At 72.9% G+C, this 18,979-nt stretch carries 21 protein-coding genes; 9 read left to right on the top strand and 12 right to left on the bottom strand.

Annotated elements, in window-relative coordinates; translation table 11 throughout:
* Positions 1–17: 17 nt before the first annotated feature.
* Together ACFVHK_RS00325 and ACFVHK_RS00320 are read left to right on the top strand one after the other, a co-directional pair.
* Positions 18–1,175: a glycoside hydrolase family 15 protein gene (locus ACFVHK_RS00325; protein WP_376927075.1), complete on the top strand. Its 1,158-nt coding sequence runs from the start codon at positions 18–20 to the stop codon at positions 1,173–1,175.
* Complete coding sequence (locus ACFVHK_RS00320; RefSeq protein ID WP_376927074.1) at positions 1,172–3,421, top strand: glycoside hydrolase family 31 protein; 2,250 nt, start codon at positions 1,172–1,174, stop codon at positions 3,419–3,421. The genes ACFVHK_RS00325 and ACFVHK_RS00320 overlap by 4 nt, the downstream gene beginning before the upstream one ends.
* Before the next feature lie 9 nt (positions 3,422–3,430).
* Here the strand turns inward: ACFVHK_RS00320 and ACFVHK_RS00315 are convergent, their stop codons facing one another.
* From ACFVHK_RS00315 to ACFVHK_RS00305, 3 genes are all read right to left on the bottom strand, one after another.
* Positions 3,431–4,162 (bottom strand): glutamine amidotransferase, encoded by a 732-nt coding sequence (locus tag ACFVHK_RS00315; protein WP_376927073.1) that lies wholly within the window; start codon positions 4,160–4,162, stop codon positions 3,431–3,433.
* 32 nt (positions 4,163–4,194) lie between these two features.
* Entirely contained in the window at positions 4,195–4,629 is a 435-nt protein-coding gene (locus ACFVHK_RS00310; protein ID WP_129234914.1) for a hotdog fold thioesterase, read from the bottom strand.
* A 77-nt stretch (positions 4,630–4,706) separates the two neighbouring features.
* A complete protein-coding gene (locus tag ACFVHK_RS00305) occupies positions 4,707–5,324 on the bottom strand; it encodes a zinc-binding alcohol dehydrogenase (RefSeq protein WP_129234912.1) in 618 nt (205 codons plus the stop codon).
* A 138-nt stretch (positions 5,325–5,462) separates the two neighbouring features.
* Here ACFVHK_RS00305 and purM point away from each other — a divergent pair, with 138 nt between their 5' ends.
* The 3 genes from purM (at position 5,463) to ACFVHK_RS00290 (ending at position 8,028) form a co-directional block, all read left to right on the top strand.
* A complete protein-coding gene (purM, locus tag ACFVHK_RS00300) occupies positions 5,463–6,506 on the top strand; it encodes a phosphoribosylformylglycinamidine cyclo-ligase (RefSeq protein ID WP_376927638.1) in 1,044 nt (347 codons plus the stop codon).
* A 4-nt stretch (positions 6,507–6,510) separates the two neighbouring features.
* Positions 6,511–7,284 (top strand): LLM class flavin-dependent oxidoreductase, encoded by a 774-nt coding sequence (locus tag ACFVHK_RS00295; protein WP_376927072.1) that lies wholly within the window; start codon positions 6,511–6,513, stop codon positions 7,282–7,284.
* Positions 7,285–7,368: 84 nt separating this feature from the next.
* Positions 7,369–8,028 (top strand): hypothetical protein, encoded by a 660-nt coding sequence (locus ACFVHK_RS00290; RefSeq protein ID WP_376927071.1) that lies wholly within the window; start codon positions 7,369–7,371, stop codon positions 8,026–8,028.
* 114 nt (positions 8,029–8,142) lie between these two features.
* Here ACFVHK_RS00290 and ACFVHK_RS00285 read toward each other — a convergent pair whose 3' ends face one another.
* The gene (locus tag ACFVHK_RS00285) at positions 8,143–8,343 is read right to left on the bottom strand and encodes a DUF3073 domain-containing protein (protein WP_129234860.1); all 201 of its coding nucleotides are present in this window, start codon (positions 8,341–8,343) and stop codon (positions 8,143–8,145) included.
* A 187-nt stretch (positions 8,344–8,530) separates the two neighbouring features.
* On the opposite strand from ACFVHK_RS00285, the gene ACFVHK_RS00280 reads away from it, so the two are divergent.
* Positions 8,531–9,700: an NAD(P)-binding domain-containing protein gene (locus ACFVHK_RS00280; RefSeq protein WP_376927070.1), complete on the top strand. Its 1,170-nt coding sequence runs from the start codon at positions 8,531–8,533 to the stop codon at positions 9,698–9,700.
* 9 nt (positions 9,701–9,709) lie between these two features.
* On the opposite strand, the gene crcB is transcribed toward ACFVHK_RS00280, so the two are convergent.
* The 5 genes from crcB to ACFVHK_RS00255 are packed head-to-tail and all read right to left on the bottom strand — an operon-like array spanning position 9,710 to position 12,516.
* Positions 9,710–10,081 carry a fluoride efflux transporter CrcB gene (crcB, locus tag ACFVHK_RS00275; protein ID WP_376927069.1) on the bottom strand — a complete coding sequence of 124 codons (372 nt, stop codon included), beginning with the start codon at positions 10,079–10,081 and terminating at the stop codon, positions 9,710–9,712.
* Positions 10,078–10,497, bottom strand: coding sequence for a FluC/FEX family fluoride channel (locus tag ACFVHK_RS00270; RefSeq protein WP_129234857.1), 420 nt, complete (start codon positions 10,495–10,497; stop codon positions 10,078–10,080). The genes crcB and ACFVHK_RS00270 overlap by 4 nt, the downstream gene beginning before the upstream one ends.
* Positions 10,498–10,506: 9 nt before the next feature.
* Complete coding sequence (locus ACFVHK_RS00265) at positions 10,507–11,022, bottom strand: GNAT family N-acetyltransferase (protein ID WP_376927068.1); 516 nt, start codon at positions 11,020–11,022, stop codon at positions 10,507–10,509.
* A gap of 43 nt (positions 11,023–11,065) precedes the next feature.
* On the bottom strand, positions 11,066–11,677 hold the full coding sequence (locus tag ACFVHK_RS00260) for a PadR family transcriptional regulator (protein ID WP_129234855.1): 612 nt from the start codon (positions 11,675–11,677) through the stop codon (positions 11,066–11,068).
* Positions 11,674–12,516 carry a DUF4097 family beta strand repeat-containing protein gene (locus ACFVHK_RS00255; RefSeq protein ID WP_376927067.1) on the bottom strand — a complete coding sequence of 281 codons (843 nt, stop codon included), beginning with the start codon at positions 12,514–12,516 and terminating at the stop codon, positions 11,674–11,676. The genes ACFVHK_RS00260 and ACFVHK_RS00255 overlap by 4 nt, the downstream gene beginning before the upstream one ends.
* A 171-nt stretch (positions 12,517–12,687) precedes the next feature.
* Here ACFVHK_RS00255 and ACFVHK_RS00250 point away from each other — a divergent pair, with 171 nt between their 5' ends.
* Entirely contained in the window at positions 12,688–13,446 is a 759-nt protein-coding gene (locus ACFVHK_RS00250) for a MerR family transcriptional regulator (protein WP_376927066.1), read from the top strand.
* A 94-nt stretch (positions 13,447–13,540) separates the two neighbouring features.
* Here ACFVHK_RS00250 and ACFVHK_RS00245 read toward each other — a convergent pair whose 3' ends face one another.
* Positions 13,541–13,795, bottom strand: coding sequence for a hypothetical protein (locus ACFVHK_RS00245; protein ID WP_376927065.1), 255 nt, complete (start codon positions 13,793–13,795; stop codon positions 13,541–13,543).
* A gap of 206 nt (positions 13,796–14,001) precedes the next feature.
* Positions 14,002–14,694: a membrane protein YczE gene (gene yczE, locus ACFVHK_RS00240; RefSeq protein ID WP_376927064.1), complete on the bottom strand. Its 693-nt coding sequence runs from the start codon at positions 14,692–14,694 to the stop codon at positions 14,002–14,004.
* Positions 14,695–14,760: 66 nt separating this feature from the next.
* On the opposite strand from yczE, the gene yczR reads away from it, so the two are divergent.
* Positions 14,761–16,203, top strand: coding sequence for a MocR-like transcription factor YczR (yczR, locus tag ACFVHK_RS00235; RefSeq protein ID WP_376927063.1), 1,443 nt, complete (start codon positions 14,761–14,763; stop codon positions 16,201–16,203).
* A gap of 90 nt (positions 16,204–16,293) precedes the next feature.
* Positions 16,294–17,997, top strand: a complete 1,704-nt coding sequence (locus ACFVHK_RS00230) for a choice-of-anchor I family protein (protein WP_376927062.1) — start codon at positions 16,294–16,296, stop codon at positions 17,995–17,997.
* Between the two features lie 69 nt (positions 17,998–18,066).
* Here the strand turns inward: ACFVHK_RS00230 and ACFVHK_RS00225 are convergent, their stop codons facing one another.
* A complete protein-coding gene (locus ACFVHK_RS00225; RefSeq protein WP_376927061.1) occupies positions 18,067–18,906 on the bottom strand; it encodes a chaplin family protein in 840 nt (279 codons plus the stop codon).
* Between the last annotated feature and the right edge of the window lie 73 nt (positions 18,907–18,979).

Below are 18,979 nucleotides of genomic sequence, written 5' to 3'. Positions count from 1 at the left end.
ACGGAGGCAGCCCCACGATGACCCTTCCCACGACCGCCGGCGCCGCCCGCGCCGACCTCGCTGCGCTGGTCGCCTCGAGCGCCGACCTCATCGCCACGCTCCAGGACGCCGGCGGCGCCTACCCCGCGAGCCCCACGTTCTCGGCGTACGCCGGGTACAGCTGGTTCCGCGACGGCGCGTTCATCGCTGACGCCATGTCCGCGTACGGCCGCGCCGAGTCGGCCGAGCGGTTCTTCGACTGGTGCGCCGGCGTGCTCGAGTCCCGTCGCGACGACATCGGCGCGATCACGGCGGCCGCCCGGACCGGAGCGCCGGTCGCGGATTCCGCGATGCTGCCCACGCGCTTCACCTTCGACGGCCGGGCCGGCGACGACGAGTGGTGGGACTTCCAGCTCGACGGATACGGGACCTGGCTCTGGGCGATCGCCGAGCATGCGCGTCGGCACGGCGCGGACGCCGCGCGCTGGGCGTCGGCGATCGCGCTCACGGTCGACTACCTCGCGTCCTCGTGGCAGCGCCCGTGCTTCGACTGGTGGGAGGAGCACGCCGAGCACGTGCACGTGTCCACGCTCGGCTGCATCGCGGCCGGACTGCGAGCGGCCGCGTCGCTCGGCGTCCTCGACGACGACGGCGCCGCACTCGCGGCTGCGGCGGCGGCGGACGTCGAGGGGTTCATGGTGCGGCGCGGCGTCGCCGAGGGGCACCTGTCGAAGTGGGTCGGCTCGACGGCCGTCGACGCGAGCCTCGCGGCGATCGTCGGGGTCATGGACGTCGTCCCCGCGGCATCCGAGCTCGGTGCCGGCACCATCGCCGCGATCGAGCGCGACCTGACGGTCGACGGCGGCGTGCACCGCTTCGTCGGCGACACCTACTTCGGCGGCGGCCAGTGGCCGTTGCTCTCCTGCTTCCTCGGCCTCGCCCACGCGCGCGCCGGCGACGCCGACCGTGCGCGCGAGCTGCTCGACTGGGCGGCCGGGACCGCGGGGGCGGACGGGTCGATGCCCGAGCAGGTGGAACGGCACCTCCTCGACCCCTCCCGGGTCGACGAGTGGGTCGCGCGTTGGGGGCCGTCCGCCGACCCGCTGCTCTGGAGCCACGCCATGCTCGTCCGACTCGCCGTGGCCCTCGACGGCGCACCCGAATCCGCACCCGCACCCCAGGAGTCCGCCCGATGATCCGCCACCGCCCGTTCGGCTCCGGCCACCCGTACTCGATCGACACCGAGCAGCGCCGGCCGGTCGACCCCGTCGCAGGCGAGCCGCTCCGGCTCGGCGTCCGTGCGACGTCCGACGTCGAGTCCGTCGAGGTCGAGGTCGAGGTCACGGATGCCGCGGGCTCGCGCCGCACCGAACGCCTCCCGCTCGCGCGCGCGACGCGCACGTCGCGCGGCCAGACGATCGACGGCGGGCACCTCGCCTCCGCGCAGGCGCGGCTCGCGCGGACGGCCGGCGGCTGGGCGGTCGAGTTGCCTGCGCCCGAGGCGGGCAGCGCCATCCGATACCGCTTCGTCGGGCGCACGACCGACGGCGGCATGCAGCGCACGCGCCGGTTCGAGGCTGCCGTCTCGGGTTGGGCCGACGCCCCCGACGGCATCGTCTCGACCGCGGCGGCGAGCCGCGTCATCCCGGGCAGCGTGCAGGTCCTGACCGACGGCGCGCGCGTGCGCCGCGTGCGCCTCGCGCTGCCGCTCGCCGACGGCGAGCACGTCACGGGCTTCGGGGAGCGCTTCGATGCGCTCGATCACCGGGGCACCGAGCTCGACTCGGTCGTCTTCGAGCAGTACAAGTCGCAGGGCGCCGAACGGAAGACCTACCTCCCGATGCCGTTCGCGCACGTCGTGGGCGGCGAGGGCTGGGGCTTCCACGTGCGCACGTCGCGGCGCGCGTGGTTCGACGTCGGCGCGAGCGAGCCCGATCGGCTCGTCGTCGAGGTCGAGGCGGATGCCGCGGCCGGCGAGACCGCCGTCGCCGTCGCGTTCTACGACGGCACGCCCACCGACGTGCTCGACGCGTTCCTCGCCGAGGTCGGCCGCCCCGAGGAGCTGCCCGACTGGGTGTTCCGGCTCTGGGCGAGCGGCAACGAGTGGAACACGCAGGCCGAGGTCGTCCGCCAGATGGACCTGCACCGCGACCACGACGTGCCCGTCGGCTCGGTCGTCATCGAGGCGTGGAGCGACGAGCGCACCTTCACCGCCTTCCGCGACGCCGAGTACGAGGTCGCCGAGGACGGCGCACCGCACCGGCTCGCCGACTTCACCTTCCCGGCGGACGGCGCCTGGCCCGACCCGAAGGGCATGGTCGACGAGCTGCACGCCCGCGACATCCGCGTGCACCTCTGGCAGATCCCGCTGCTGAAGGCACGACCGCATCCGACGGGTCAGGCGAGGGCCGACGCGCTCGCCGCCGAGCGCGAGGGCGTGCTGATCCGCGAGCCGAACGCGCGCGGCGAGCTGCGCCCGTACCGCAACCGCGGGTGGTGGTTCCCGCTGTCGACGATGCCCGACCTCACCGACGAGCGGGCCGCGCGGTGGTGGACCGAGAAGCGCCGGTACCTCGTCGAGGAGGTCGGCATCGACGGCTTCAAGACGGATGGCGGCGAGCACGCCTGGGGCCGTGAGCTCGCCTACCTCGACGGAACGCGCGGCGACGAGGGGAACAACCTGTTCCCGGTCGCGTACGCCAAGGCCTACGGCGACCTGCTCCGGTCGGCGGGCAAGGCGCCCGTGACGTTCAGCCGGGCCGGCTTCACCGGGTCGCAGGCGCACGGCGCCTTCTGGGCGGGCGACGAGAACTCCACGTGGGAGGCGTTCCGCTGGTCGATGTTCGCAGGGCTCTCGGCGGCGGCGAGCGGCATCCTCTACTGGGGCTGGGACCTCGCGGGCTTCTCGGGCCCGCTGCCGAGCGCCGAGCTCTACCTGCGTGCGACCGCCGCGTCGACGTTCGTGCCGATCATGCAGTACCACTCCGAGTTCAACCACCACCGGCGGCCGGTGCGCGACCGCACGCCCTGGAACCTCGCCGAACGCACTGGCGACGATCGGGTCCTTCCGGTCTTCCGTGCGTACGCGCACCTGCGCGAGCGGCTCGTGCCGTACCTCGCGGCCGAGGCCGCCGAGAGCATCCGCACCTCGGCGCCGCTCATGCGCCCGGTGTACTTCGACCACCCGACCCTCGAGACCGCCTGGACCCATCCGCTGCAGTGGTTCCTCGGGCGCGACCTGTTCGTCTCGCCCGTCGTCGACGAGGGTGAGACGACGCACGAGGTCGCGCTGCCGCCCGGCGAGTGGGTCGACGCGTGGTCGGGGGAGGCTGTCGCCGGCGATGGCGTCGTGCGCGTCGAGGTGCCGATCGAGCGGATCCCGGTGTTCGCGCGGGCGCCGGCGTGGCCGGGGTTGCGCGAGGTGTTCACGGCTCGCCCGTGACGCGTCCGCTCAGCGCGCGTAGCGCTCGACGAACGTGCCCAGCATCCGGCTCGGCTCGGACACGACCGCGCGCGCGGCGGCGGCGAGCGTGAGCTCGAGCTCGTCGTCGGCGAAGTAGCCGTAGCTCGCGTACGCGCGGATGCGCACGATGATGCCCTCCAGGTCGAGCTCGGGGTGGAACTGCGTGGCGTAGACGTTGGAGCCGACGCGGAAGACCTGCACCGGGCACGTCGGCGACGAGCCGAGCAGCGTCGCCGACGGCGGCAGGGCCCGGATCGCCTCCTTGTGCCCGACGAACGCGTTGAACGTCTCCGGCAGCCCGGCGAGGAGCGGGTCGGCGGCCCCGGCGTCGGTCAGCGTCACGGGCACTACGCCGATCTTCTCGGCGTAGCGGTCGTCGATCAGCGCGCCCTGGTGGGCTCCCAGCGTGCCGACGCCGTAGCAGGCGCCGAGGAAGGGGAAGTCGCGGGCGACGACCTCGTCGAGCAGGGCCGCGAACTCGGCCTCGACGCGATGCTGCACGGGCGACTTCCGCTCTGGCGGATCGGACGCGTTGAACGGGCCGCCGCCGACGAAGATGCCCGACAGGCCGTCGAGGTCGAGTCGGGGCATCGGTCCGGACTCGAGGCGGACGCGGACGAGGTCGCGCTCGTCCAGGCCGGTGCCGCGGAGGAACAGCGCGTACTCCTCGTCGGCGGGCTGGTCCTCGGCACGTGTGGCGAGGAGGACGAACGGCTTCACGGCCCCACGATACGCGTGGGACTCGGCGCGTGTCAGTACTGCGACGGCGTCGGCAGCACCGCCATGGTGCACCGCGAGACGCACACGAGGCGCCCCTGCTCGTCGGTGATGCGGATGTCCCAGACCTGCGTCGTGCGCCCGCGCGTGATCGGGCTGGCCTCCGCGTGGACCCAGCCCTCGGAGACCGGGCGGACGTGGTTCGCGTTGATCTCCATGCCGACGCAGTAGTACTGCGACGGGTCGACCGTGAACGAGGCGCCCCAGCTCGCGAGCGTCTCGGCGAGTGCGACGGACGCGCCGCCGTGCAGCACGCCGGCGGGCTGTCGGGTGCGGTGGTCGACCGGCATCCGCCCCTTCAGCGAGCCGTCGGTGATCTCGGTCATCTCGATGCCGAGGGCGCGGATCAGGGCGTGCTCGCCGCGAGAGTTCGCCCACTCCAGTGAGGGCTCGCCGAACCAGATGCTCATGCGATCGAGTCTGCCACGGTCGCGTGACGAGGCCCGCAGGGCGGGCGCGGCGCCCGGACGCGCGGGAACGCGGCGCCTCAGGCGAGCTCGGCGATGATCGGGTGGATCGCGTCGTCGAACGCCGCGGCATCCGACCTGAGCGTGTCGGTCACGGCCACGGTCTTCTCGCCGATCCACCAGATGCCGGATGCCGCGAGCGGCAGCACCTCGACGTTCAACTCGAACGAGTGGGCACGCCGCCCCACCTCGCGCTCGTGCTCGGCGATCGAGCCCGCGTAGGCCCGGTAGGTGTCGCCGGAGCGTGCGGCGGAGGCCGTGCGGTAGCGCTCGTGCGCCCATTCCGCCCACGCGAGGGCTGCCTCGGCGTGCGGGCGGATGGCGGCGGCGAGTGCCTCTGCGCCGCTGACGGGGAGGGCGACGGCGGTGCCGTACTCGTCGACCAGTTCGAGCGGCACCGGGGACGGGTGCGACTCGGGCTCGATGGTCATCGACCACCACTCGCGCCACTGCTTCTCGAGGGTGTCGTGCGCGTCGACGTCGCGCGCCGCCTCGGGGCCGATGCGACCCACCTCGCGGAGTCGGGGGAGTTCGGCGGGCGACGCGATGCCGAGCACCTCCCGCAGGTAGAGGGCGAGGAGGGCTCCGGTGCTCGCGTTCTCGCGAATCACCCACGATGGCGTGGCACCCGCGTGCATGCACGGATTCTACCGCCGGCCCCCGACAGCGGGCCCGAGCGGCGCACCTCGCGCGGGTACCCTTGTCGGGTGAGCGCGAACTCGTCCTATGCCGCTGCCGGAGTCGACACCGCCGCCGGCGACCTCGCCGTCGAACTGATGAAGGAGGCGGTCGCGAACACCCACGGGCCGAACGTGCTCGGCGGCGTCGGCGGCTTCGCCGGGCTCTACGACCTCTCGTTCGCGAAGGACTACGCGCGCCCCCTCCTCGCGACCTCGACCGACGGCGTCGGCACGAAGATCGCGATCGCGCAGGCGCTCGACATCCACGACACGATCGGCCAGGACCTCGTCGGCATGGTCGTCGACGACATCGTCGTGGTCGGCGCGACCCCGCTCTTCATGACCGACTACATCGCCTGCGGCAAGGTCGTGCCCGACCGCATCGCCGCGATCGTCACGGGGATCGCCCGCGCCTGCGCCGAGACCGGCACCGCGCTCGTCGGCGGCGAGACCGCCGAGCACCCCGGCCTCATGGGCGTCGACGACTACGACGTCGCGGGTGCCGCCGTGGGCGTCGTCGAGGCCGACCGCGCCCTGGGCGCCGAGCGCGTGCAGGACGGCGACGCCGTCATCGCGATCGAGTCCTCGGGGCTGCACTCGAACGGCTACTCGCTGGTCCGGCACGTCCTGGCGAACGCGAACCTCTCGTACACGGATGCCTCGGCCGACCTCGGCACGACCTGGGGCGAAGCGCTCCTCGAACCCACCCGCCTGTACTCCGGCCCGCTCGTGCGCCTCCTCGCGCACGACACGCTCGGTGCAGCCGTGCACTCGCTCTCGCACGTCACCGGCGGCGGCATCGCTGCGAACCTGGCGCGTGTGCTCCCTCGCGGCTCCTGGGTCGAGGTCGACCGCTCCACGTGGTCGCCGCAGCCCGTGTTCCGGGTCCTGAACGACCTCGCGGGCACGACGCTCGAGTCGACCGAGGGCACCTGGAACCTCGGCGTCGGCTTCTTCGCGGTCGTGTCGGCGGATGCCGCGGCATCCGTCATCGCCGAACTGGGCACGCTCGGCCTGCCCGCCTGGCAGGTCGGCACGGTCTCGACCGGCGCACGCGACGTCGAGGCATCCGGCTGGGAGCAGGGAGCCAAGGGCGTGGACGGCGGAGCCGTCCGCCTCGTCGGCAGCTACGCGGGCTGAGCGGATGCGTGCCGCGCTCTCGATCGGACTGCCCGGAACGACGGCGCCGGAGACGCTGCGCGCGCTCGCCCCGCGGCTCGAGCGGCTCGGATTCGACGCGATCTGGCTGAACGACGTCCCGGGCGGCGACTCGCTCGCCGGGCTCCGCGTGGTCGCCGAGGCGACCGAGCGGCTCGGGCTCGCGACCGGCGTCATCCCGATCGATCGTCGACCGGTCGGAAGCCTCGAACTCGCGGGCATCCCCCCGGAGCGCACGACGATCGGCATCGGATCCGGCGGCGTGCGACACCCGGTCGCCGTCGTCGCCGACGGCGTCGCCGAACTCCGCACCCGCACCGACGCCGCGATCGCGGTGGGCGCCCTCGGCCCGCGCATGCGCCGACTCGCCGCCGAGCTCGCCGACGCGGTCGTGCTGAACTGGCTGACGCCCGGCGCGGCGACCGAGGCGATGGCCGACCTGCGACACGACTCGCGCGGCCGCGCCGAACGCGTGCGCGGAGTGGTCTACGCCCGCACCATCTCCGATGGCGCCGCGCGCGCGGCGCTGCAGAAGGAGGCCGATCGATACGGGTCGTACGCGTCCTACGCCGCGAACTTCGCGCGACTCGGCATCCAGCCGATCGATGCGACGATCGACCGCAGCTCGGCCCTGCACGCCTACGACGGGATCGTCGACGAGATCGTGCTGCGTGCCATCACGGCCGGCGGCACGCTCGAGGAGCTCGAGCGCTTCGCGGAGACCACGGCGCAGTGGCGTTCGGAGCAGGCCGGCGCCTGAGCCGGCCGCCTGAGCCGCCGCGCGAGCCGCGCCCGCGGGACCATCGGCCGTGCGCCGTGTCGTCCGGCCCGCTACCGTCGCCGCATGGGCGACGCGTCTCCGGTGCGCAGCGGTCGCGGCACCGCCTCGGGGACGTTCGGGCTCGCCCGCTGGGTGACGGGCACGACCCTCGGCGAGAGCGTCGGATTCCTCGTCCCGGTCACGGGCTTCGCGCTCGCCGATGCCACCGGCCTCGGCGGGTGGACGGCATGGCTCCTGCTGGTCGTGTTCGGCGCGGGGGAGGGCGCGCTCCTGGGTCTCGGCCAGTCGCTCGCGCTGCGTCGCGGACCGGCCGCGGTGCCCGTCGGCAGGTGGGTCGCCGCGACGGCGGCCGCGGCATCCGCTGCCTGGGCGCTCGGGATGCTGCCGTCGACGCTCGACGACGCCGGCGTCGGGATCGACTGGACCCTGCCTGCGACGTGGGTGGTCGTCGGGTTCGCCGGCCTCGCACTGCTCGCGAGCATCCCGCTCGCGCAATGGCCCGTCCTGGCGGCGTCCGGCGTACCGCGACCGTGGCGGTGGGTGCCGCTCGGCATGGTCGCCTGGCTCGCGGGCCTGCCGTTCACGTTCGCGCCGTCGCCGATCGTCGACGTGGGCACCCCGGCTCCGGCGGTCTTCGCGCTCTTCGCGGCGTCAGGCGTGCTGATGGCCCTCACGATCGCGTTCGTGACGGGCCTCGGTCTCAGGCGGATGCTCCGGGGATGACCCGCAAGTGCACCGACGCCCGCACTGCACCGGAGGGCGCGCTGCGGCCCTCCGGGCATGCGAGAACCCCCGGCGCGGCGCCACTCTCGGGTGAGACCGCTCAGCCGGGGATGATCAGGAGCGGTGGGACCCGTCGTCGTGGACGTAGGACTCGTCGTCGGCGTATTCCGCCCACTTCGACATCTCCTCGTCGGTGTGGTCGTGATTCGAAGCCGTGAGCTCGCGCTCGAGCGCGCTGTAATCGGTGGCCGGGCTGAAGTACTTCAGCTCCCGAGCGACCTTGGTGTGCTTGGCTTTCTGACGGCCGCGCCCCATGCGTGACCCCCTTACGACGTCTGGCCGGATGGGATGGACGTCACCCGGCTCTTTGATAATGAACAATCCCGGCTGGTAGTTTACCACCGCGCCGGGCGCCGATCGGATGCCACGGCGGCGCTGTGGAGGTGCCCTGCGCGCCACGCCGTGGCGACCAGCACCCCTCCGGGCATGGTGGGATGGTGGGGTGGATACGATCCCCGACCGCGTGAAGGTCGCGGTGATCGGTGCCGGACAGGCGGGGCTGTCTGTCGCCTATTACCTGCGACGCTTCGAACTCGTCGCCGACGAGGACTTCGTCATGCTCGATCGCGCCCCCGGACCGGGTGGCGCGTGGCAGCATCGCTGGTCGTCCCTGCGCCTGGGCACGGCGCACAAGGTGAACGACCTGCCGGGCATGGGGGAGCTCGGCATCAGCTTCGAGACCGCCGACCGGACGCTTCCCGCCAAGGAGGTCGTCGCCGACTACTACGGCCGGTTCGAGGAGCACTACCGCTTGAACGTGCATCGTCCCGTCGACGTCCGGCGCATCACCAACGACGGCGTCGACCTGCGCATCGAGTACGAGGACCTGAGCCCGCAGCCCGCCGAGGAGCTGAAGAGCCGCGGCTTCTTCGGTCGCCGGCGCAAGACCTTCGAGGCGGCGGCGCCGCCGCCCGCGCCGCGGGGCGAACTGCACACCCAGTACCTCGTCAACGCCACCGGGACGTGGGGCTCGCCGTTCGTGCCGTACTACCCGGGCATGGGCGACTTCCGCGGGCGTCACGTGCACACCTCCGACTTCGCCTCGGCCGAGGACTTCCGCGACGAGGACGTCGTGGTGGTCGGCGGCGGGACCTCGGCGATCGGCTTCATGCTCGAACTCGAGGGCGTGGCATCCGGTCTCACGTGGGTCTCGCGCCGCCCGATCGACTGGCTCGACCGGCAGGAGCTCGACCTCGAGGGCGCGTCGGCGGCGGTGTCCAGGCAGGACGAGGCGGCCCGCGCCGGTCGCGCGCTGCCGTCGGTCGTGAGCGGGACCGGCGTTCCGAAGAACCGGCGCATCGCGGCCGGGATCGAACGCGGGCTGCTCTCCGCGAAGCCGATGTTCGACCGCATCGAGGCCGACCGCGTGGTCTGGTCCGACGGCAGCGAGGCGAAGGCGGATGCCATCATCTGGGCGACCGGCTTCCGGCCCGAGCTGCGCCACCTCGCCCCGCTGAAGCTCCGCGAGAAGGCCGGCGGCGTGACGGTCGGGCAGGGCGCCGCCTGGCACGATCCGCGGATCTTCCTGGCCGGCTACGGGCCGCAGGCGTCGACGATCGGGGCGAGTCGCGCCGGGCGCATGATCGCGCGCCAGATCATGGCGATGATCTGAGCGGACCGGTCACCCCCTGGCCAGGAGGTAGAGGCCGAGGGCCGCGCCGATGCCGAGCGCGAGCGTGACCAGCACGTTCAGCACGGCCGCGCGCCAACGGCCGCCGTCGGCGAGCTCGATCGTCTCGACGCACCAGGTGCTGAACGTGGTCAGTCCGCCGCAGAATCCGCTGACGAGCACGAGGCGCACGTCGTCGGAGACGGCGGCGCGTTCGGCGAGCCCGATGACGGCGCCGGCGAGGCCGGAACCGACGAGGTTGACGACGAGGATGCCGCCCGGCAGGTGGCCCGGACGCACCGGGTAGGCCTTCGAGAGCAGGTACCGGATGACCGCGCCGACGGCGCCCGCGACGAGCACGGCCGCGACGACGAGCGCGCTCACAGCGTCGCCCCGTCGTCCGTGACCTCCGTGGGCATGGGGCGATGCGCGAGTGCCGAGCCGAGCTTCAGGCCTGCGGCGGCGAGCGCGAGGCCGGCGACGAGCGAGGCGCCGAGGTAGAGGGCCGCGAGGGCCGTCGCCTCCTCGCGGTCGAGGATCGCGACCGCGCCCATCACGGCCGACAGGGTGGTGAACGAGCCGATGAGTCCCGAGCCGATGCCCGCCTTCATCCACGCGGGCGTCGACGGACGGGTCCAGAGCCCGCCCGCGAGCCAGCCGAGCACGAACGTGCCCACGAGGTTCGCGATGAAGGTCGACCACGGGAATCCGTCGTCGGCGTGCGGCAGCGCGGTGTCGAGCGCGAGGCGCAGGCCCGTTCCGGCGAGACCGCCGACGAAGACCGCGAGCGAGGGGGGCACCCGTCGAGGCTACGCCGTGCCCGGCGCGGGGGCGGGCAGCACCCACACGTTCGACGGCAGCCACGTGCCCTTGGGGAACTCGAACTCCTCGACGCCCTCGAGTACGAAGCCCGCGCGGCGGCAGAGCGCGTTGGACGGGTCGTTGTCGACGCGCGGGTACGCGGCGATGGCGCGGGCGGGGTCGACGCGATGGGCTTCGGCGATCACCTGCGCGAGCGCCGCCCGGGCGTACCCGCGCCCCTGGAACGCCGCCTGCACGGCCCAGCCGACCTCGAACAGCTCTCGCCCGCCCTCGTCGCGCGGCCAGAACCCGATCGCGCCGACCCCCTCGGGGTGCTCCGGCGTGACGATCGCGAACATGCGAGACGAGCCGTCCTCCCAGCCGCGGAGGTAGCGCGCGTGTCGCGCGAGCAGCTTGGCCTCGGACTCCGGACCACCCAGGTGTTCCATCAGCTCGGGCGCGTTGTTGCGCCGCAGCAGGTCGAGGTCGACTGCCGACCACGGGCGGAGCGCGACATCCGTCATGCTCACATGCAAGCGGATGCCGCCGACATCCGCACGCGCCGGATCACCCCTGCGCGAGTTCCTGCAGGACCTCGGCGCGAACGTCGGCGAGCCGAGTGCGCAGCAGCGACACCGTGTCGGCGTTCACGCGACCGCGATTGGCCTGGTTGCGCAGTTCCAGCCGGATCTGCTGGCGGAACTCGGTGATGGCGAGGTCGGCCTCGTGCATCGCACGGGTCGACTCGGCCGTCGGCTGGGGGGTCGCCGGTTCGGTCGTCGCGGCCTTGCGCGCCTCGCGGGCCGCGCTCGCCAGCTCGGCCCTGAGCGTGCGCATGGCCGAGTCGACCTCGGCGCGGACGCCCTCGGCGAGGCGCCGGATCGAGTCGGTCATGTCGTCCTCGATGGCGTCGAGCTCGTGCCGGCGGGACTCGAGCTCGGCGCGGCCGGCGTCGGTGATCTCGTACACCGACTTGCGGCCGTCGGTGCGCTTGGTCACGAGTCCCTCCTCCTCGAGCTTGGCGAGGCGCGGGTAGATCGTGCCGGCGCTCGGCGAGTACGTGCCGCCGAAACGGTCGGACAGCGCCTGGATCAGCTCGTACCCGTGACGGGGCTGCTCCTCGAGCAGGGCGAGCAGGTAGAGGCGCAGGTTCCCGTGGGCGAACACCGGGGGGTTCATGCCGAGGCCTCGCCGGAGTCGGCGGGAGCCGTCGCCGGCTGGCGCCGGATCACCGAGATGCTGCCCGACACGCTGTTCGCGCCGAGGTCGAGCCAGGTGCCCTCGAGTTCGCCCGTGACGCGCTCGAAGCCCTTGCCCAGCGTGCCCTTGATCTGCGTGTCGTCGAGCAGCAGCTTGCCGCTCACCGTGTTCACGCGGTAGCGGGCGCCGCTGCCGGGGTCGAAGCGGAGCGTGAGGTCGCCCGACACGCTGTTGGTGTCGACCCGGCTCGGCGTGCCCTTCGCGTCGAGCACCATGTCGCCGGAGACCGTGTCGACGTTGAAGGAGCCGACCTCGCCGGTCACCGTCACGTCGCCCGAGACGGTGTGCGCGGTGACCCTGCCGGTGTGGTCGCCGACCGAGATCTCGCCCGAGACGCTCGAGCACTCGACGTCGCCCGCGTGGTTGTCGATGACGAGGTCGCCCGAGACCGAGCTGAACCTGCCGTCGTTGTCGAAGCCCGATACGAGCGCGTCGCCCGAGACGACGCCGAGCTTCATGGCGACGTGCCGCGGCGCGAGGATCGACACCTCGGCCTTGGCGCTGCCCGTGAAGCCCTTGAAGACCTCGAGGAAGTTGTCCCACCGCAGCTGCGGGTGGTCGATCTCGAGCGAGTCCCCGTCGATCCGGATCATCAGGTCCTTGCCGGTGACGTTCGACACCTCGACCCGGGCGCCGGGTTCGTCGTGCGCGATGACGTCGACCTTGCCGCCGATGAGGCTGACCTTGAGCTTGCGGACGAGTTCGAGGTCGATGACCCGGTTCTCCCCGGGGTTCACGACCCACTTCTCGATGGCCATGTGCGTGCTCCTTCTGATGGACGGTTCGGAATCACGATATATCGCGTTTCCGGGCAAGTCAAGATATATCGCGTTTCAGGCGAGTGCGTCGCGGCTGCGGCATCCGCTTGACCTTGACGCTACGTCAAGTTCTACCGTGGAGACACCGACGGACACGAGAGGAGGCGGCCCATGGACTGGTCGATCCAGGAGATCGCGAAGCTCGCCGGCACGACGAGCCGCACGCTGCGTCACTACGACGACCTGGGGCTGCTGCCGCCGAGCCGCATCGGCGGCAACGGGTACCGGTACTACGACCGGGCCGCGCTCGTGCGCCTGCAGCGCATCCTGCTGCTGCGCGAACTGGGTCTGGGGCTCCCGGCGATCGCCGACGTGCTCGCCGGGCAGACCGGCGAGGCGCGCGCGCTCGAGGGGCACCTCGCGTGGCTCCGCCACGAGCAGGACCGGCTGGCGCGCCAGGTCGCGTCGGTCGAACGGACGATCGAGGCATTGGAGGGAGGTGAGGAGATCATGGCGAAGGACATGCTGGACGGCTTCGACCACACGCAGTACCGCGAGGAGGTCGAGGAGCGCTGGGGCGCCGACGCGTACGCCGCCGGCGACCGCTGGTGGCGCGGCATGCGCGACGACGAGCGCGCCGCGTGGAAGGAGCGCAGCGCGGCACTCGGACGCGACTGGACCGCGGCCGCCGACTCGGGCGTCGCGCCGGACTCCGTGGAGGCGCAGGCGCTCGCGAAGCGCCACGTCGCGTGGCTGACGGGCATCCCGGGCACGCCGGCGGGCACACCCGGCGGCGACGTGAGGGCGTACGTCATCGGGCTCGGCGAGATGTACGTCGCCGACCCGCGCTTCGCGGCCAACTACGGCGGCGAGCAGGGTGCGGCGTTCGTGCGCGATGCGCTGCGGGTGTTCGCCGAGGCGAACCTGTAGGCGCTGCCGCGCTCGAGACGACGGATGCCGCGGGGCACGCGCCCCGCGGCATCCGCTCATCGGTCGGCCGGCACTGCGCCCCGTCGGGCGCGACTCAGCACTCCGACTGGTCCCAGCGGGCGAAGTCGCCGATGACGGCTCCGAACGGGATGTCGATGAAGCCCTTGATCTCCGCGATCCGATGGGCGATCGCCCCGGGCTCGCCCACGGCCTGGGGCACGAAGGTGAGCCCGACGCACGATGCGTTCGGGTTCACCTTCGGTTCGGCGGCGATCGCGGGGGTCGCGAGGCCGAGTGCGCCGATGGCGGCGAGGGCGCCGGCGGCGGCGAGGATCGTGCGAGTGCGCATGGTGTCTCCTCCAGAGGTACGTCGCGAGGATCCTCGGTCTGCGTCGGCCGCGTCTGCGACGGCTGGCCGCACGCTAGCAGTCGGCCCGAACCGGGTGGAATCCCCCGGATTGGGGCTGGCTTCGCGTCCGTCTCGTGGGGTGTTCCACCCTGCGATGCCGCTCCGACCCGGCGACGAGACTCGATCCGCCGACGGCGGCCGAGCGGTCAGGCCTGCGCGGGTGCGGCGCCCGTCGCGGGGTGCGGGATGTCCCGGTCCCGCGTCCTGCGACGGACGGCCGGGCCGCGGCGCACCGCGAACAGCGGGATCGTCCACCCGCAGAGCGGGCCGATGAGGAGCGCGAACGCGAGCGTGCCGATGCCCACATTGCCGCCGAGCAGGAACCCGGTCACGAGCACGGTCACCTCGATCCCGGTGCGGACGATCCAGATCTTCCATCCGGTGCGGCGGTGGAGGCCGGTCATCAGCCCGTCGCGCGGCCCGGGGCCGAAGTGGGCGCCGATGTAGAGGCCGGTCGCCGCGGCGAGCACGACGATGCCGCCGAAGAGCATGACGATGCGCACCCAGAGGTCCAGTCCCGTCGGGATCATCCACAGCGAGAGGTCGGCGAAGGGCCCCACGAGGAGCGCGTTCATGAGCGTGCCGAAGCCGGGCTTCTGCCGGATCGGGATCCAGAGCAGCAGCACGATCCCGCTCGTGATCACGGTGATGAGCCCGAAGCCGAGCCCGGTCTGCTTCGCGATGCCCTGCGTGAGCACGTCCCACGGGGCGACGCCGAGCTCGCCGCGCACGATCAGCGCGATGCCGAGCCCGTAGAGGTACAGGCCGCCGAACAGCTGCACGAGGCGGCGCCCGAACACGGGTGCGGAGTCGGTGGTGCGAGGGAGTCGGAACGGCATGATGGCAATCCAATCTCCGAATTGGCCTTTCGGCAAGAAGCCAATTGCTCTAAAGTGGCCCGCACCATGGAAGCCACCCTGAGCGCTCGCGCCCTCGAGACCCTCCTCGGCGACTGGCGCGCCGACGGCGGCAGCGCCTACCGGACGCTCGCCGACCGCATCCGCCTGCTGATCCTCGACGGGCGGATCCCCGTCGGCACCCGCCTCCCCGCCGAACGCGACCTCGCCGCGCGGCTCGGTCTCAGCCGCACCACCGTCACCGCGGCCTATCGCGAACTGCGCGAGCAGCGGATGCTCCGCAGCCTCCGGGGCTCCGGAAGCGTCGCCCGGCTGCCGGGCGCGCCCGCCGTCCTCCCCGTGCCGCCCGCGGCCGACTACGTCGACTTCTCCAAGGCCGCCCTCCCCGCACTGCCGTGGCTCGCGGAGGTCGCCCGCGAGGCGGTCGAGGACCTCCCCGCGCATCTCGGCGACCCGGGCTTCGACCCGATCGGCATCCCGCAGCTGCGGGCGGCGATCGCCGACCGCTACACGACCCGCGGCCTGCCCACCGACCCCGAGCAGGTGATGGTCACCCTCGGCGCGCAGCACGCGATCGCCCTGCTCTCCCGCGCCGTCGTCGGGCGCGGCGACCGCGCCGTCATCGAGGCGCCCACCTACCCCCACGCCTACGAGGCGCTCCGTGCCGCGGGCGCCCGGCTCGTCACCGTCGCGACGGCGCCGAACGACGTCGGACCGGACGGGTTCGGCGCCGTCGACGAGGCGGGCGACCTCGTCCGCGCGATGGGCCACGCGAACCCCGTCGCCGCGTACCTCATGCCCGACTTCCACAACCCCACCGGGCGCTCGCTCGACGCCGAGGCCCGCGAGCGCGTGCTCGATGCCGCGGCGCGCCAGGGCACCGTCGTGATCGCCGACGAGACGACCGCCGAACTCGACATCGACCGAGGGCTCGACCTCAAGCCGCTCGCGGCCTACGGCCCGGCGGTCATGGTCGGCTCCGTGGGCAAGACCGTGTGGGGCGGCGTGCGCGTCGGCTGGATCCGCGCGGACCGCCCGCTCATCCGCCGGCTCCTCGCCGTGCGATCGCCGGGCGACCTCGGCACGCCGATCCTCGAGCAGCTCATCGTCGCGCGACTGCTCGCCCGGATGGACGACATCCTCGACGAGCGCCGCGAGCAGCTCCGCGCCGGCCGTGACCACCTCGAGCGGCGACTCGCCGACGCGTTCCCCGGCTGGCACGTTCCGCACGTCGACGGCGGCATCGCGACGTGGGTCGGCCTCGGCGCGCCCGTGAGCTCGCAGCTCGCGCTCGCCGCGCGCACGCAGGGACTCATCGTCGCGGCGGGCCCGCGGTTCGGGATCGACGGCGCGTTCGAGCGGTTCCTGCGACTGCCGATCTGCTACGACGCCGAGACGACGGATGCCGCGGTGCAGGCCCTCACGAGGGCGTGGGGCTCGCTCGCGCGCACGCCCGTGCCCGAGCAGAGCGTGCTCGCGGCGGTCGTCTGAGCGGGTCCGAACGTTCACCTCGCGGCAATCCGCGGTTCGCCGTGCGGGACGAGAGTGAGGGCCGTCCCGTCCCCTGACCGAAGGTGATCCATGCTCTCCACCCGACCCCGCATCCGGCGCGCCGCGGCGCCGATCCTCGTGGGCGCCGTCGTCGCCGGCTGCCTCGCAGCGGCCCCGGCGGTCGCGCTGCCCGTCCGCACCGCCATCGTCGACGCGCCCGTCGAGGTCGTCGCCGACGGTGCCGAACTGAGCCTGTCGCCCGTCGGCACGTACGAGACCGGGGTGTTCGACGAGTCGGCGGCCGAGATCGTCGCGTCGTACGACGGCCGGCTCTACGTCGTGAACGCCCAGGCCGGTCTCGTCGAGGTGATCGACGTGAAGAAGCCGTCGAAGCCGAAGAAGGTCGGCGAGGTCGCGAGCGACGGCATCGCCAACTCGGTCGCGATCCGCGCGGACGGGCTCGGCGTCGTCGCAGTCGAGGACGGCGACGACAAGACCGCCCCCGGTCGGGCCGTCTTCTTCGACGCCAGGAAGAAGACGCCGCGCGTGCTCGGCTCGGTCGTCGTCGGCGCACTGCCCGACATGGTCGCCATCTCCGAGGACGGCACACGGGCGGTCGTCGCGAACGAGGGCGAGCCGGCCGACGACTTCTCGAGCGACCCCGAGGGCTCGATCGCGGTGATCGACCTGCCCGCCACGGTGTCGGCCGCGAGCGAGGTCGACGTCCGCATCGCGGACTTCCACGAGTTCGAGGCGGGCGGCGCGAAGCCGCTGCCGGAGGAGGTGCGCGTATTCGGCCCGACCCCCGAGGCCGACCTGCCGGTCTCGCGCAACCTCGAGCCCGAGTACGTCGCGATCGACGGCGACACCGCGTACGTCGCGCTGCAGGAGGCGAACGCGTTCGCCGTGGTGGATCTCGAGGCCGCGACGGTCGAGGCGGTCGTTCCGTTCGGATTCGTCGACCACTCCGAGGCCGGACACGGCATCGACCCGTCGGATCGGGACCCCCGGGATGCGCCGACCTTCGGCGTCCGGACCTTCGCCGGCCTGAAGGGCATGTACCTCCCCGACGGCCTCGTCGCCTACCGGGCCGCAGGCGAGGCCTACCTCGTCTCGGCGAACGAGGGCGACGCGCGCGAGTGGGGCGACTACGCGGAGAACGCCCGCGTGAAGGACCTCGGCGACGACGGCCACGCGCCGCTCTGCGAGACGAGCCCGGCCGCCACCCTCACGGGCGACGGCGACCTCGGCCGGCTGAACGTCTCCACCGCGATGGGGCTGAGCGAGGACGGCACCTGCTACGAGGAGCTCTACGCCTTCGGATCGCGATCGTTCTCGATCTGGACGACCGACGGCGAGCAGGTCTTCGACTCGGGCGAGGACTTCGAGCGCATCACGCACGAGGCGGCGCCGGAGTCCTTCAACTCGAACCACAGCGAGTCGAACCTCGAAGGTCGGAGCGACGACAAGGGCCCCGAGCCGGAGAGCCTCGCCATCGGCGAGGTCGACGGGCGCACGTACGCGTTCATCGGCTTCGAGCGCGTCGGCGGCGTCATCGTGTACGACATCACGGATCCGGCCTCATCCGCGTTCGTGACCTACCTCAACAACCGGGACTTCTCGGTCTCGGTCGAGGACGACGGCGTCGAGCGGCTCTCGGATGCCGGCGACCTCGGCCCGGAGGGCCTGACCTTCATCCCCGCGGCGACGAGCCCCACCGGCGAGCCCATGCTCGCAGTGGCGAACGAGGTCTCGGGTACCACGACGCTCTACGCGATCTCCGCGGCCTCGTAGTCGGCGCGGGGCGGGCACGCCGCCGACGACGGACCCGGCGCCGGTAGGGCGGCGCCGGGCCGTCACCCATCAGCGGCGCGCTGCGAACCGCCGTGCGCCGACGAGCAGGCCGCCCGTCAGCAGGAGGAAGAGCGCCAGCCGCTCCCAGAACCCGGCGTCGAGCCCGGTCGAGGCGAGCGATCCGGAGCCGGTCGCGATGGACGCCGTGCCCATCGCAGCGACCGTCGTGCCCGAACCGCCCGAGCCCGCGCTGCCCGAGTCGCCGCCGTCACCGGGCGAGCCCGGCGTCGTCGGCTCCGTCGGGTCGACCGGGTCCACGGGGTCGGTCGGGGCGATCGGGTCCGTCGGGCCGCCGGGCGTCACGACCGTCGTCGAGCCCTCCGAGTGGGAGTCGCCGATCACCGAGACGGCGTTGCCGCCGATCGTGATCGGTGCGTCCAGCCCGACGAGTGCCTGGGTGCCGCCGAGGATCGAGTCCTCGCCGGTGGTCCAGGCTTCCGTTCCCGAGCCGGTGCCGGTCGTGACCTCGGTGGTGGCGTCCTCCGAGTGGGAGTCGCCGATCACCGAGACGGCGTTGCCGCCGATGGTGACGGGTGCCGACACGTCGACGACGGCCTGGCTCCCCGAGCCGATGCCGTCATCGCCCGAGGTCACTGCGACGGGCTCCGCGGAGGCCGCGTCATCCGTCACGACCTCGGTCGTGGAATCCGTCGACTCGGCGTCGCCGATCACCGACAGCGCGTTGCCGCCGATGGTGACGGGCAGGTCGATCGAGATCCCGACCTGGGTGCCCGACAGGATGCCGTCCTCCCCGGTCGACTCGGTGGCGTGGGCCACGCCGGCGCCGAGGAGCATGAGCCCCCCGGTGAAGAGGGTCGCGGTGAGCGCCCTCGAGACGTACGTGTGCATGGTGAATGCTCCTGACTGTTTGGGTGTGGATCCGCTCGCGGACGGCGAGCGGCGACCGTGTCCGCCTGCGGGC

It is taken from the genome of Agromyces binzhouensis (assembly GCF_042672355.1).
Classification (GTDB): domain Bacteria; phylum Actinomycetota; class Actinomycetes; order Actinomycetales; family Microbacteriaceae; genus Agromyces; species Agromyces binzhouensis.
The sequence above is the reverse complement of the archived record's forward strand: the minus strand, read 5'-3'. Positions and strand labels throughout refer to the sequence as shown.